The sequence below is a fragment of the Streptomyces sp. NBC_01341 genome, assembly GCF_035946055.1.
GTDB lineage: Bacteria > Actinomycetota > Actinomycetes > Streptomycetales > Streptomycetaceae > Streptomyces.
Map to the genome: position 1 here is coordinate 6,935,760 of NZ_CP108364.1, position 14,542 is coordinate 6,950,301.

The 14,542-nt window shown below is 70.0% G+C and carries 9 protein-coding genes; 2 read left to right on the forward strand and 7 right to left on the reverse strand.

The annotated features are described in order from the left end of the window. Position 1 precedes the first annotated feature (1 nt). Both OG206_RS30585 and OG206_RS30590 read left to right on the forward strand, forming a co-directional pair. Positions 2-2,935 carry a hypothetical protein gene (locus tag OG206_RS30585; RefSeq protein ID WP_327121828.1) on the forward strand — a complete coding sequence of 978 codons (2,934 nt, stop codon included), beginning with the start codon at positions 2-4 and terminating at the stop codon, positions 2,933-2,935. 265 nt (positions 2,936-3,200) lie between these two features. Beyond that, entirely contained in the window at positions 3,201-4,022 is an 822-nt protein-coding gene (locus tag OG206_RS30590) for a class I SAM-dependent methyltransferase (protein ID WP_327121829.1), read from the forward strand. Positions 4,023-4,167: 145 nt separating this feature from the next. On the opposite strand, the gene OG206_RS30595 is transcribed toward OG206_RS30590, so the two are convergent. The 7 genes from OG206_RS30595 to OG206_RS30625 all read right to left on the reverse strand — a co-directional run bounded on the left by OG206_RS30595 (position 4,168) and on the right by OG206_RS30625 (position 14,517). Next, positions 4,168-5,403, reverse strand: coding sequence for an SGNH/GDSL hydrolase family protein (locus OG206_RS30595; protein WP_442805920.1), 1,236 nt, complete (start codon positions 5,401-5,403; stop codon positions 4,168-4,170). After that, positions 5,400-7,838 (reverse strand): glycosyl hydrolase family 95 catalytic domain-containing protein, encoded by a 2,439-nt coding sequence (locus OG206_RS30600; protein WP_327121830.1) that lies wholly within the window; start codon positions 7,836-7,838, stop codon positions 5,400-5,402. The genes OG206_RS30595 and OG206_RS30600 overlap by 4 nt, the downstream gene beginning before the upstream one ends. 345 nt (positions 7,839-8,183) lie before the next feature. Next, complete coding sequence (locus OG206_RS30605; RefSeq protein ID WP_327121831.1) at positions 8,184-10,016, reverse strand: alpha-galactosidase D; 1,833 nt, start codon at positions 10,014-10,016, stop codon at positions 8,184-8,186. 56 nt (positions 10,017-10,072) lie between these two features. Further along, entirely contained in the window at positions 10,073-10,993 is a 921-nt protein-coding gene (locus OG206_RS30610) for a carbohydrate ABC transporter permease (RefSeq protein WP_442805921.1), read from the reverse strand. Next, the gene (locus OG206_RS30615; protein ID WP_327121832.1) at positions 10,990-11,964 is read right to left on the reverse strand and encodes a carbohydrate ABC transporter permease; all 975 of its coding nucleotides are present in this window, start codon (positions 11,962-11,964) and stop codon (positions 10,990-10,992) included. Before OG206_RS30615 ends, OG206_RS30610 begins: the two co-directional genes overlap by 4 nt. Positions 11,965-12,022: 58 nt before the next feature. After that, positions 12,023-13,333, reverse strand: a complete 1,311-nt coding sequence (locus OG206_RS30620) for an ABC transporter substrate-binding protein (RefSeq protein ID WP_327121833.1) — start codon at positions 13,331-13,333, stop codon at positions 12,023-12,025. After that, complete coding sequence (locus tag OG206_RS30625; protein WP_327121834.1) at positions 13,330-14,517, reverse strand: ROK family transcriptional regulator; 1,188 nt, start codon at positions 14,515-14,517, stop codon at positions 13,330-13,332. Before OG206_RS30625 ends, OG206_RS30620 begins: the two co-directional genes overlap by 4 nt. Between the last annotated feature and the right edge of the window lie 25 nt (positions 14,518-14,542).

Sequence of the window (14,542 nt, forward strand, 5' to 3'; positions counted from 1 at the left end):
GATGCCGACCGCACCCCAGACCACCGACGAGCTGTACCAGGCACTCCAGGAGAACGACCGGCTTCCCTACGGGCGCACGCGCACCGTCACGGCCGAAGAACTCGTCGACGCCGCGGAGCGGTTCGATGAGCCGGTGCCGCTCGTGCACGCGCTGTTCGAGCTACAGGAGGCGTACACCTACGGCTCCGAGCCCCGGAAGTCGCCCGTCGTCTTCGCCCGGGTGCTCACCCTGTTCGACGAGCAGCCCGACGTCTTCGACGAACGGCTGCGCCACACGCTGTTCTGGCGGTTCAAGTGGGTGGCCAACGCCCTTCGTCAGCTCCCCGAGATACCGCTGGTCAGCCTGCGCCAGTGGCTGACGGAGATGGGTGAACGGTACGAGAAGGCGGGCTTCGGCCTCCAGCCCTACTACGGGCAGGCCTACCAGCTCGCGGCCCACGCAGGCGAGGACACCACGCTCGCCTACGAGCTGTGGGCGGGCAGGGCCCGCACGCCGCTCAGCGACTGCGAGGCGTGCGAGATCTGCGAGCGGGCCCGGTTCCACCTCGCCGCCGGGGACGACGAGCGTGCGCTGCGGACCTGGGAACCCGTCCTGGACGGAAAGGAATCCTGTCAGGAGGAGCCCGCCCGCTCCGTCTCGTACGCACTGTTGCCCCTGCTGCGGACCGGCAGGACCGACCGGGCCCGTGAACTGCACCTCGCCGGCTACCGGCGCTGCCGCCGCAACCCCTCGATGGCCGGCGAGATCGGCCGCCACCTGGAGTTCTGCGCGCTGACGGGTAACGAGGCGCGCGGGCTGGAACTGCTGGCCGAGAACCGGAGCCTGCTCGACGACGTCGACTCACCGCTCGACCTGTGCGACTTCCTCACCGGTGTGGAAGTCCTCCTCCAGCGCGTCGAGGACCTCGGCCACGGTGACCTGCCCGCCGCCGGATTCGCGGGGCGCACCTGGACCGTGGCCGGCCTGCGCGCCGAGGTGCACGGCCGCGCCGACGCCCACGCCGCCCGGTTCGACGCACGAAACGAGACCTCGGCGCACACCGACCGGCGGAGGGCCCGCCTCGACCGCGCCCCGCTCACAGCCGCGCTGGAACTCACCCTGCGCACCCGGAGCCTCGACGAGGCGGCCGCGGAGGCGCCCGCCGCCGCGCCCGCCGCCCGTGCGGCCGTCGCCGTTCCCGAAGCGCTTCCCGAACTCGTCGCCCGGGCAAGGGAACTGGACGAACAGGGCCACCCGGAGGCACAGGTCTGCTGGGCGCGGCTGCGCGCACTCACCGCCGCCCGGGACTACACCCACCCCGACGACCCGGCCGTCGGCCCGCTCGTACGTCTGCGCGCGGACCTGCTGGCCGACGAGGCGAACCGGGCCGGGGAGAGGGACGAGTACGCCGAATCCGCAGACCTGCACGCCGAGGCGGCAGGGCTGTACGAGGACGCCGGGATGCCCGGTGAGGCAGCCGTCGCCCAGGCCTGCGCCCTGCTCGCCGCGGCGGAGGTCCCCGTAGAGGGTGCCGACGGTGCAGAGGCGAAGGCCGCCGCGCTGACCGCCGCCCACGAGGCCGTCGTCCGTCTGCACGAGGAAACCGACGGCCTCGCCCCCCATCAGGAGGCACGCCTGCTGCGGCTGCGGGCGACCGCCCTCGGCATGCGCCTCCAGACGTCGGGGAGCGACGAACACGTCACGCCGGTGTTCGCGGAGGTGGACCTGCTCCACGCCTTCGCCACCCGGCACGACAACATCACACAGATCTCCGGCGCTCTGATGCTTCGGGCCAGCACGCATGCCATCTCCGGCGCCCTGCCTGCCGCGGTTGCGGAGATCGACGCGTTGCTGCACCGGCTGAAGACGCACGGCCCCGCGTGGCACCTGCCCCGTACGCTCGGACTGCGCGGCCGTCTGCAGCTCGGTCTCCGCGACGCCCCCGCAGCGCACGCGGACCTGTCCGAGGGACTGCGACTGGCCGCCGACTGGCCGGTCGATGTCATCGACACCGCCCGACTCCACGCCGATCTCGCGGAGACGTGCATGCACCTCGGGCGTTCCGAGGAGGCGCTGCGCCACCTCACGCGGTCGGCTGAGGCGGAACTGCGCCGCGGCAGCCGTACCGACGCGTACTGCGCGTACAGCAACGCGGCACAGCTCAGTCTCGACCTGGGCCGCGTCGAGGACTGCATCGCTCTGCTCGACTCCCTCCTGACCGAGCCGGACGTCGCCGCCGGCGAGCTGGACGACCGGCTCGTCGCCCAGCTCCGCCTGACCCGCGCCCGCGCGCTGCACTCGGGAGAGGACCTCAAGGCCGCCGTCGTGGAATTCGTGGCCCTGGCCGCCGAGTCGGCAGGCTGGGACGACGACCCGGGGAGCCACGCCATGATCGCCGCGGAGACAGCCGTGCTCCTCGGCGAGTCCGGGGAGTTCGACCGGGCCGGGGAGGTCGCCGCGCAGGCACTCGCCGCCCACGCCCGGGCACCGCGCTACGAACACGTCAGCAACAGCCTGCGAGAACTCGCGAGGCTCCAGGCCCAGAACCAGGGCCCCGACGGCCTGGAGCAGGCACTCGAACGTCTCGCCGACGCCGGCAGGATCGCCGACGAGGCCCGCGCGGCCGACTACGAGGCACACGGCCGCTCCCTGGACACCGCTCTGGCCTACGAACACGGACGGGTCTACGCCTACGCGGGCGAGTACGAGAAGGCACTGGTCGCGTTGGACAAGGCACTTGCCCTGATCGGCGAGCCCGGAAGGGAGGAGGACCGCGCCGGCGAGTGGGCCGAGTGCGTCCGCCTCGCGGGCGCCGTGGAGGGCATCTACCTGGAACGGCCCGCCCCCGCGCTCACCCGCCTCGACGCGGCCGTCTCCCGCCTGACCGCCCTGGGCCACACCGAGGAGACCGAGCCGCTGACCGCCTTGGCGGCCCGGCTGCGCGACGAGAAGTGACACGGCGCGCGGTGCCGGACCGGGCGAGAGCCCCGTCCGGCACCGCGCGCCTCCTGGGCGTCCGGGCTGCCGGCGCCGACCGGGTGGTGAGGGTGCCGCGGCTTCGCGCTGCACGCCGTGCGTGGCCGAGCGGAGCCCGGATGGTTGCCCCGGTCGTTCCGCGCCCGGCAGGGCGGCACGGGTGCGGCGAGCGGCTCCGGAACGTGCGCAGGCCGTGTGCGCCGATGCCTCACCGTGCCGCGGGGCGCCGTCGTAGGTTGAACGGATGACGACGACCACCGCATCACAGGAAGCCTTCCTGCAGGCGTTTCACGCCGAGCACCCGGCGGTCACCGCCGAGGCATTCGGTCGTGGCCGCGCCCCGGACGGAAGGTCCAGCTACGAGATTTTGCGCGATCGGGTTTCCGGCAGCGGGCGTGTTCTGGACCTGGGGTGCGGGGACGGGCTCCTGCTCGAGTACCTGGCCGCGAGCGAGGGCCGACAGCTCGCCGGAGTGGATCTCTCGCCGGAAGAAGTGGCGCTGGCACGACGCCGGCCCGCCCTCTCCGGAGCGCGGCTGGAAGCAGGGCGAGCCCAGGACCTGCCCTTCGCCGACGGCAGCTTCGACGCCTGTGTCTCGCACATGGCGCTGATGCTGATGGCCGACATCGAGCAGGTCGCGGCGGAGGTCGCCCGAGTTCTGTCACCCGGCGGAGCGCTGGCCTGCGTGCTGGGCGGCGGCGTCGAGGGCGAGGCGTACGAGCGGTTCAGCGCATTGGTGCGGTCCATGCTCGACGAGGTGCCCGCGGCACAACGCGTCCCGGCACTGGGGGACAGAAGGACACGCGCCCGTGAAGGACTGGACGAGGTCCTCGGCACCGCGGGCTTCGGTGCTACGCAGTGGGAGACCGTACCCATCGACCTGAGCGGCTCTGCCGACCAGGTGTGGGGGTCCCTGGCGGGCATGTACGACCTCGGTCCGCTGGATCGTGCCGCTGCGACGACCTTGCGTGAGAGCTTCCTCGCCGGCACGGCGGAACTGACCGACCCGGACGGACACCTCGCGTGTGTCTTCAGAATCCACGTGGCGACGGCACACCTGCGCTGAGGATCCCTGGACCGGTCGCGGCGGCGGGAGGGCGCCCCGCCCTTCGGGAAACGCGGGGGCGGCCCCGCCGGGCCACGGACCGTCGGGCTCAGCACCGACTCCCGCCGTCCGTGGCCCGTCGAGGACCGCCCCGCCGTCGCACCCGTCAGCCGCGCCCGCACTCCAGGGACGTCAGAGCCACCGAGTCGGCCATCGCCTGCATGCCCTTGTCGTTGGGGTGCAGGTGGTCGCCGCCGTCGAACGTCGGCAGGATCCGCTGCGCGTCGTACGGGCTGCGCAGCACCTTGTCGAAGTCGGCCACGGCGTCCGCCTCCCCGCTCGTGCGGATCCACTCGTTCACCTCGGTGCGCACGGCCTCACCCTGTGGATCCCACTCCGACCAGCCCTTGAACGGCAGGACGGTGGCGCTCACGACACAGAGGCCCGCCGCGTGGGACCGGTCGATGATCTCGCGGTATCCCGCGATGAGCGCGGCCCCCGTAACGCCGCTGTGCGACTTGAGATCGTTGACGCCCTCGAACAGCACGACGGTCCGCGCGCCCGGCAGCGACAGCACATCACGGTCGAGCCGCTTGAGGGCGCTCTGCGCGGCGCCGTCGGCCAGCACCTTGTTGCCCGAGATCCCCGCGTTCGCCACGCCCTTCACCGTGCTGTCCGGGGAAGCGTGCAGTCGTCGGGCCAGATAGTCCGGCCAGCGGAGGTTCTTGTCGCTGCTCGACTGCCAGCCGTCCGTGATGGAGTCCCCGAGCGTCACCACGCCACCGGCGCCCCGGTCCGCGTCCACGGTGACCGCGTCGAGGTAGAACCACGACCCCAGCCGCTCCGTGTACGCGCCGCCGCTCTCCTCCGCCGCGTGCTCGCCACTCGTGGCGTATGAGGTCTGCATGGCCATCCCGTGCCCGCTCGCCGGGCCGCCTGCGTCACGGACGTACAGGCTCACGGCCAGATCGCTCATCGCCGCGACCTTGCCGGGCACGGGGTCGCTGTAGCGGATCTCGCCCGGCGCCAGGGTCACCGACGGCTCCGCGCCGAACGTGAGTCTCTTGTTGCTGCCGCGCCGCAGCAGGGCGCCGCTGTCGCGCAGCCCGGCGTACGCGCTGCCGATGACGAGGGGACGGTCGCCGAAGGCGTTGGAAACCCGGACCCGCAGTCCCTTGCCGCCGACACTCGTCCGCAGGACGAGCCGGTAGCTCCGGTCGCCGGAAGCGTCCCCCAGACGGTCGGCGCTCGCTGCCCAGGTGACGACCGACTTCGCGGGAGGTGCGGCCGTGGGCGCTGCCGCGTCGGCCGACGGCACGTGGGCCGGCCCAAGGAGAGTCACCGCGAGGGTGAGTGCGCCGATCAGGCCGAGGCGCACGGCGCGGCGTACGGGCGCGCTCACGCGAAGTCCCGCAGGGTGACGGCCGCGCCGGGCCGGATGTCCACGTCCCGTGTGCGGCCGCCGGCCGAGACCTTCGTCGTGCGTCCGCCTACACTGCGGATCCTCGCCTCACGGACCTTCCCGTCCCGCCAGCTCAGGTCCACGACGAACCCGCCGCGCGCGCCGACACCGGTGACCGAGCCGGACCGTGCCCACGCGTCCGGCAGCGCGGGAAGCAGCTCGATGTGCCCGGGCCGCGAATAGAGCAGCATCTCGATCATCGCGGCGGGTGTGCCGAAGTTCGACTCGATCTGGAAGATACCTCGGCCCTTCTCGACCTCGTAGATGTCGAAGAGGTTCATCGAGCTGCCGTTGCTGCCGTCGACGGAGGGCCGCAGGTTGTTGACGACCAGCGCGTACGCGTTGTCCGCGTGCTTCAGACGCGCCCAGCACAGGGCGCGCCAGGCGTTCGCCCAGCCGAAACTCTCCATGCCACGGGCGGTGAGGAGTTCGGTAGCACCCTTCACCAGGGCCGCCGGCGATGCGTCGGGGCGGATGCGGTCACCGGGGAACAGCCCGATCAGCGGTGAGAGATGGCGGTGAGTGGTCTCGCCGAGGTTGTCGGGGGACATCCACTCCTGGAGCCAGCCGGTCTTCGGACTGACCTCCGGCATGTACAGGCGCTCCTGGAGCCCCGCCACAGTCCTGGCGAAGGTGGCGTCCTCGCCGAGGAGCCGGCAGGCCTCGCGGTAGTTGGCGAACAGCTGGCGGACCACCTCCTGCGCGTACGTGATGCCCTTCGCGTCCTGGGGGCCGTGCTCGGGCGACCAGTCGCTGTCGGCGACGAGGACCTCGCGCTCCCCGCCGGTCTCCGCGTCCGTGACCGTCATGGTCACCAGCCGGGTCTCCCAGAACTCGCAGGCGCCCTTGAGCAAGGGGTAGATCCTCTTCACGTGGGCGAGATCCCGCGTGTACTCGTAGTGCTCCCACAGCGAGTTGCAGAGCCAGGCGTTGCCCGGCGGGTGCCACCACCAGCCGAGCCCGCCGTGGATGTTCGTGGAGTACGCCACGGTCCAGCCGGCGACCCTCCCCGAGGAGTTCCGGAACCGGTTGCGGGGATCGTTGAAGTTCTTCCGGGTGAGTTCCGTCCAGACCGGAAGCTGCGCGAGGCAGTAGTCGGTGAAGGCGTCGAAGTTGCGCGAGAGTGCCGTCCGGTCGGCCATCCAGTAGTTCATCTGGATGTTGACGTCGGTGTGGTAGTCGCCCATCCAGTCCGGATCGTTGCCGTCCAGCCACGGACCCTGGAGGGCGACCGGAAGGCCGTCCCGCGAACTGCTGACCATCAGGTACCGTCCGAACTGCAGGTACAGCGCTTCGAGTTCGGGGTCGGGAACGTCCTGCTGCGTCCGGTACTTGAGCCGCTCCCAGGTGTCGAGGGCCCGCTGCTCCGCCGTGGAGGTGCCCAGCGAGATGCTCATCCCACCGAACTGTTCCCGGTGGTCGGCGACATGCGTGTGCAGAAGTGTGGTGGGGGACAGACGCGCGGCGTCCAGGACCTTGGTCACGGCGAGCGCCGCCGGATCGAGGTCCGGGTCGCGGAAGCCGGCGGTGGAGTCGGGGGTGTAGTTGGATCCACCGCTGATGACCAGGGTCAGGTCGGCGCACCGGGTGAAGTCGATGCGCGAGCCGCTGGTGGTGACCGAACCGCTCCTGCTGCGTGCGGTGACGGCGGCGCCGTAGCGCAGCCCGTTCGCGAACTGTGCGCCGAAGAACAGGCTGTCCTTCTTCGCGTCCGCAGATGTCTTCTCGCCGTGCGTGCCGTCGAGCGAGATCATTCCGGTGTAGTGGCCGCCGCCGCGCTGCGAGAAGTGGACGACGATCACATCGTCGGGGTGGCTGGCGAAGACGCGGCGCTCGTAGGTGACGCCCGACCTGGTGTATCCGGAGAGGACCAGTCCCTGCTCGACGTCCAGCTCACGGCGGAAGCCGTTGACCGATCCGAGATCATGGTCAGGGATCTCGACCGTCACATGTGCCAGCTGGGTGAGGCTGCCGAAGTCGGCGCGTCCGTAGGGGAACTGACCGTCCGACTCCAGCTTGTCGTTGATCCCGCCGGTCCACAGTGTGGCGTCGGAGACGAAGAGGAGTTCATGGCCGGGGTCGTTGCCGACGAGCGCGCCGAGCCGGCCGTTGCCGACGGGCAGGGCCCGCTCGAGCATCGTCGTCCCACCCGCCGGGGCGCGGTACCACATCCGGGTCGTGGAGCCCTCGCCGTCGGCGAGCATGGGGGAGACCGCCGGGCGCTGCGGGGGAGCGGTCACCGCGAACGCGGGCAGGCCGCCGAGCGCGGTGAGCGCGCCGACGCCGGCGGCGAGGGAGAGCACACGGCGCCGGGTGGGGTCCGGGCCGTCGCCGGGACCGGTCTGCACGGGTCTGTTCTGCTGCTGGTCGTACACGGGGAAACTCCATTCCTGCGGACATGCGGGTACGCGGACGGGAGGGCGCGGAGACGAGGAAGGCGTGGAATGAGGGGCACGGAGTGGTGCGGCCGGTGCCGGCGGCATGCGGACGCGTGGCCCGCTCCGGAGCCACTGCGGCAAAGCGGCCCCGACCGGTTGGGAGTGTGCGGTGCGCCGGGGCACGGACGGAAGAGGGTGCCGTGTGGCGTACCGGCAGGCGAACGGCTCCGTCGTGCCGGACCGGGCCGGAGAACGCGCCGTGGTACCGGAACCTGGCGGAAGCAGGGGCCGGGGGCGCGCCGCGATCGGTGCGCCCCCGGGACGTGCTCGTACGCGGCGGGGTCAGACGCGCGGCACGTCGATCTTGTCGATGTCGGGCGCGTACCCGTCGCCGCTGTCGAAGGTGAGGGTGTTGCTGCCCGCCTTCAGTGTGACCGGCACGCTGATCGAGTCGACCGCCGACCAGCCACCGGTGGCGGGGAAGGCGGTGGCGACGGGCGCCTTGCCGTTGGCGGAGACACCGACCGACCGCGGGTCGCCCGAGGTGTAGGCGACCTTGACCAGGTAACGGCCCGCCTTGGCGACGACGACATCGGTGAACTGCACCGCGCCGCCGACGTAGAGGTTGCCGACCTTCTTGCCGCCCGAGCACTCGTCACAGCCGGCGACCGACGCGTTGCCGGACAGCACGTTGGCCGGGGACTCGGCCTCGTACGCCGTGGTCCGGAGGCCGGGGACCTGCGGGGTCACGGTGAACAGCCGTGAGCCGTGCGCGGGGACGGCCTGGGTGATGCCGTCCTTGTAGCGGCCGAGGGACTCGCGGTTCCACACGTCACGCACGGAGGCCTGTCCCGTGAAGCCGAGAGCCTGCCAGTCCGCGGTCACCGGCGAAGGCGAGTCACCCTGGTTGAACAGCGCGACGGTGTAGCTGCCGTCCGGGTTCTGGGAGGCCCAGACCTGCTCGTCGCCCACCGAGGTCACCGGCTTCGCGGGCCGGCCCGGCTGCTGGTTGATCGCCAGCACGTCGCGGTTGGTCATCAGCGACAGACCGTAGTCGTCCAGCTTGGTCAGGTCGTCGCCGCTGTACAGAGGGGACTTGGCGATCGCCCAGAGCGTCATGTAGCTCTGACGCTCCGCCTTGGTCAGACCGCTCATGGCCGCGTTGCCGACGTTGATCGAGTCCAGGTCGTTCCAGCCACCGGGACCGGCGTACCGGGTCCACCCGGGCGTGTCACGCCAGCGGTCCTCGACCGAGTTCTCCCACGACACCAGCGTGTTGCAGTAGCACTCGACGTCCGTGTCGACACGCCACCCGTTGGACGTGGCCTGCCAGTCCTTGGCGTGGCCGATGTCGAGCGACCACGAGATCTCGAGGTGGACGGGCCGCCCTGCGCCCTTGATCGCCTTCTGCCAGGCGGCGACGTCGGCGCGGTTGTCGTAGTTGTCACCGCTCTTGAACGAGCCGGGGCCCACACCGTCGAGCTTGAGGAAGTCGTACCCCCAGTCCGCGATGAGCTGCGCCTGGGAGTCGACGTACTTCTGTGCGCACGGCTTCGAGAAGTCGATCTTGTACGAGCTGTCCCAGCCGTTGGTCGTCCGCAGGTCGCTGTAGACGATGTCCCCGGTGGTGCAGTCGTCGGTGTTCCAGATCCGCAGCTTGCCCTCGCCGTAGCCCTCCTTCTCCAGGCCCACGGGGAGGTAGATGCCGGCTTTCAGGCCCTTGCCGTGAATACGGTCCGCGACGGCCTTCATCCCGCTCGGGAAGCGTTCCGTGTCCGCCTTCTGGCGCCCGTACTCGTCGAACTCCGGGGCCCAGTCCCAGCCGCGCCACCAGCCGGCGTCGATGTTGACGTACTCGTAGCCGAACTTCTTCAGCTTGGACGCGAGGGCGTCCGTCTGCTTGTTGACGTTCTCTTCGGTCAGGTAGCTGTAGCTGCCCTTGGTGTTGACCCCCGGATACGAGGTGGTCTGAAGGCTCCAGCTGCTCCAGCCCATGAACGGCTTCTCGGCGGTGGCCGTCGTGCCGGTGGCGGCTTCCTTGACCGCGGGCACCTGGCTGTCGGTCTCTGCTCGGCCCTGGGCCGACGCCGGCGCGGCGACGGCGAGGCCTGCGGTGACGGCGAGGACGAGCGCTGCGCGCACGGTTCTCGCGGCGGTGCGGGTGGATGGGCGCATGGGGAAATGGCCTCCTGCTGTCCGGTGAAGAGGGGAGGTGCGGGTGGGGAACGCGGCTACTTGCCCGAACCGATCGTCAGGCCGCTGATGAACTGGCGCTGCAGTGCGAAGTACACGATCAGCGTGGGGATGGCGGTCATCAGCGCGCCGGCCGCGATGAGGTTGGGATTGGTGAAGTACTCGCCCTGCAGGCTCGCGAGTGCCGAGGTGACGGGACGCTTGTCGCCGGTCTCGATCAGGACGAGCGGCCAGAAGAAGTCGTTGTAGATCCAGATGGACTCCAGCGTCGCGAGAGCGGCGAACGCCGGGCGGCACAGGGGCAGCACGATCTGGAAGAACTGGCGCCAGACGGGGGCGCCGTCCACCAGTGCGGCCTCGGTGATCTCCTTGGGGATCGTCTTCATGTAGTTGCTCAGCACGAAGGTGCAGAAGCCGCACTGATAGGCGATGTGGATGGCGATGATGCCCCAGTAGGAGTTGTAGAGCAGGTACGAGTCGCTCAGGAAACCGGGCAGGTTCCACTGGAGGTACAGCCGGTACAGCGGGGTGATGAGCACCTGGGCGGGGAGCAGGTTGCCCGCGGTGAACAGCATCAGCAGCGCGATGTTCCAGCGGAAGTCGAAGCGCGAGACGTAGAAGGCGACCGCGGCGGAGAAGAACAGCGTGCCGAGGACGGCCGGCACGGTCACCAGCACCGAGTTCCAGAAGAAGTGCACGAGGCCCGACTGCGCCCAGGCGTCGCTGAAGTTCTGCAGGCTGAGACTGCGGGGCCAGGACAGGTAGCCGTTCGCGGCGGTGTCCTCGTAAGGCCGCAGCGAGGTGTACATCGCCCACAGCAGTGGGATCAGCCAGAGCAGGGAGACGCCGGCGAGGAACAGATGCCGGCCGGTCTGGCGGCGGGGGCGTGACCGCTTCGCGTCGGGTGTGCCGTGAGGCGCCCGTGGCGGGGCGGCCGGAGGTGTGGCGGTCGCGGTCACTCCTCCTCCTTGTCCTTGCGGAAGTTCTGTACGAGGAAGGTGCAGATGGCGGTCAGTGAGACCAGCAGCATGATCACCGCGATCGCCGAGCCGTAGCCGATATGGCTGGTCTCGCCGACGATGTTGTCGGTGATGAGGAGGGAGAGCAGTTCCATGCCTGGCTTGCTGCCGATGCCGCCGCCCAGGACGTACACGATGTCGAAGGCGCGCAGCGACTCCATGGCCGTGACGACGAGGATGACGATGTTGACCGGCTTCAGCGCGGGGAAGACCACGCGCAGGAACGTCTGACGGCCGTTGGCGCCGTCGAGCGCGGCGGCCTCCTTGAGCGCGGGATCGAAGCCCTTGAGCCCGGCCAGGTAGAGGATCATGATGTAGCCGGTGTGGCGCCACGCGGACGCGACGAGCACCGCCCACAGATTGAGGTCGGGGTCGGACAGCCAGTCGATGTGGGTGCCCGGGGAGACAGCGCCGATGATGCCGTTCAGCAGACCGTTGTCCGGGTTGTAGATGATCTCCCAGATGAGACCGACCACCGCCAGCGACAGCACCATGGGCAGGAAGATCGCGGTCTGGTAGATCCGGGTGAAACGGATCTTCCGGTCGAGCTGGTACGCGAGGAATATGCCGAACGGTGTGGGCAGCAGCGCGGTGAACAGCAGCCAGATCACGTTGTGCTGGACGGCAGGCCAGAACGGCGGGTAGTTGGTGAAGATCTCGCTGTAGTTCTCCCAGCCGATCCAGTCGACGTCGGAGAGCGAGATGCCGTCCCAACTGGTGAAGGAGAGAGCGAAGGAGGCGAGTGCGGGCAGCCAGACGAAGATCAGCAGGGCCAGCAGCGGCACACCGACGATGACGCCGAGGAACAGCCTGTCGCGCAGACTCAGCCTGCGCGGCCTGCCCGGTCGGGCCGGCGACCGGCGAGCGGCCGGCGTGACCGGCTCCTCCGGTGCTTCGAGTGTGGAAGTCATAGGGGTGGGCGTCCCTCGGGCGGGTCGTCGGGGTGGCGGCTCGGGAATCGGGAGCGGGTCAGCCGGAGAAGAAGCGGGCGCGCTGGGACTCGATCTTCTTCAGCGTCGCCGTCCCGTCGTCGGGATGGCTGAGCCACTGCGTCAGCCCGGGCAGCACGACGGTGGAGATGAACCCCGGGTCGCTGTCCCGGTCGCTGAACTGGGTGATGTGCTTGGCCGCACCGATCAGTTCGGCCGACTTCTTCTGCAGCGCGTTGTACTTGCTGGTGTCAGCCTTGCTGTGGACCGCGACATTGCTCGGGTCGACACCCATGTAGATGTTCTCCGCCTCGGGGCTGCCGAGGAACTCGAGGAACTTCCTTGCCCCTTCGGGGTTCTTCGGGCTGCGGCTGAGCATGAAGCCGTCGGTGGGGGCCTCGACGCTGTCCATGCCGTGCGCCGGGTCGATCTCCGGGAACGGGAAGAAGTCGATGTCGTCACGCAGCGCCGGGTCGGTGATCTGCTGGCCGAGGAAGAGTCCGATGACGGCCATGCCGGACTTCTTCTCGAGGAGCGACTGCGCCGCGTCCTGCCACGAGCGGCCACCGGCGCCCGGCTGGTAGTACGGGGCGATCTCGCGCCACAGGTCCAGGACCCTGCTCATGCGCTTGTCGCTCCAGGCGACGCCGCCGTGCATCAGGTCCATGTGGAAGTCGTAGCCGTTGGCGCGCAGGTTCAGGTAGTCGAAGGCGCCGAGGATGGACCAGCTGTCGCCGCCGCCGTAGCCCGACGCGATGGGCGAGAGCCCGTCCTTCTTCATCTTCTTGGCCAGCGCGACGAACTGCGACCAGGTGGCCGGCGCCGTGTAACCGCGCTCCTTGAAGACGCTCTTCCGGTAGAAGACGGCCCACGGGTAGTTGTACAGCGGAACGAAGTAGTACTTGCCGTCGGTGCCCTTGGAGAGCTGCTTGGCCGCCTCGCTGTATCCGGAGCCGATGGTCTCCCACACGTCGTCGACGGGGGCGGCGAGCTTCTTCTCCGCGAAGTACTGCATGCGGTAGCCGGCGAACCAGGTGAACGTGTCGTCCGGGGTGCCCTGCAGGTAGCTCGAGATGCTCTTCTGGAAGGTGTCGTGATCGACCGTGTTGGTCTTCACCTTCAGCTCGGTCTTCCCGGTGAAGGCCTTGGTCACGGCCGCGTACGCCTTCTTGGGCGTGGCGTCGGCGCCGTTGGATCCGAACGTCACGCTCTTCGGGTCACCGGCGGGAGGACCTCCACAGGCCGTCAGGGCGGGCCCGGCGAGGGCGGCTGCTCCTACGCCCATCATTCCGTTGACGACGCTGCGTCGTCTCGGACCGCCGGTGGCGGGTATGCGGCTCTGCTGCGTCATCGCTTCTCCTGGATGGTGTCTGACCCTGTGAAGGTCTGGATCGCGGTGGCCGCGGCCCCGCGCGCCCACTCCTCGAACGGCAGCGGACGTGTGACCACGTCGCACTGATCGGCTGTACTGAAAGCGGTCGCGGAGAACGCTTCCTTGATCTGGGCGGCGAACAGGTCGTAAGCCGCGAGTCCTTCGCCCGAGATGATCACGCGCTCCGGGCCGAGAAGGTTGACCACCGTGCCGATCGCCCGGCCGATCGCCGCACCGGCGTCCGCGTACGCCTCGCGGGCCTCGGGACTACCGCCGTGCGCCAGCTCGAGCGCCTGTGCCGGGCCGGTGACCGGCTCGCCCGTGTCCTGCCGGATCCGCCGCACGATGGCCCAGTCGGAGGCGATCGCCTCGACGCAGCCCTGGTTGCCGCAGTGGCACAGCGGCCCACGGGGATCGATGGGCAGATGCCCGATCTCCCCGGCGATGCCGTGGGCCCCCGAGACCACCCGCCCGTTGACCACCAGGCCGCAGCCGATTCCGGCGCCGACGGTGACCAGGGCGAAGTCGGACAGCCCCACTCCGGCGCCGAACCACTGCTCGGCGACCGTCAGCGCGCGTACGTCGTTGTCGACGGTGGTGGGCAGCCCGGTGGCCGCCGCCGCGAGCTCGGCGAGCGCGACGTCACGCCAGTCGAGGAAGGGCGAGTAGCGGACGACTCCCGCCGCCCGGTCCACGTCCCCGGACATGGCGATCGCGAGCCCCTGGACCGAGACACCGAATCCCTCGGCCTCCGTCCTCAGCTCCGCCGTCAGTTCCGTGATCAGGGCGATCACCGAGTCGGGCTCACGGCCGGTGAGAGGCACATGGCGCGCCAGCCGGATGCGGCAGCACAGGTCCGCCAGGACCGCGATCACCTCGTCGGCCGTCACCTTCACACCGATGAACAAGGCCCTGCCGCCGTCCACACGGACCGGGTTGGCCGGCCGCCCTACGGCGGGCGGGGCGCTGTCGTCGACGGCCTCGACGAAGTAGCCGGCCGCCATGAGAGGTCGTACGGCCTTGGTGACCGCGGCCGAGGAGAGGCCGGTGCGCCGGGAGAGCTCCACACGGGAGAGCGGACCCTGCGAGAGCACGGTGGTGAAGATCAGGGACGCGGCGGGAGTGGCCGCCGGAAACGCCTCCACCTGGTCGGTCGTTGACATGGCCGGAAACGTAGGTGACTTAATT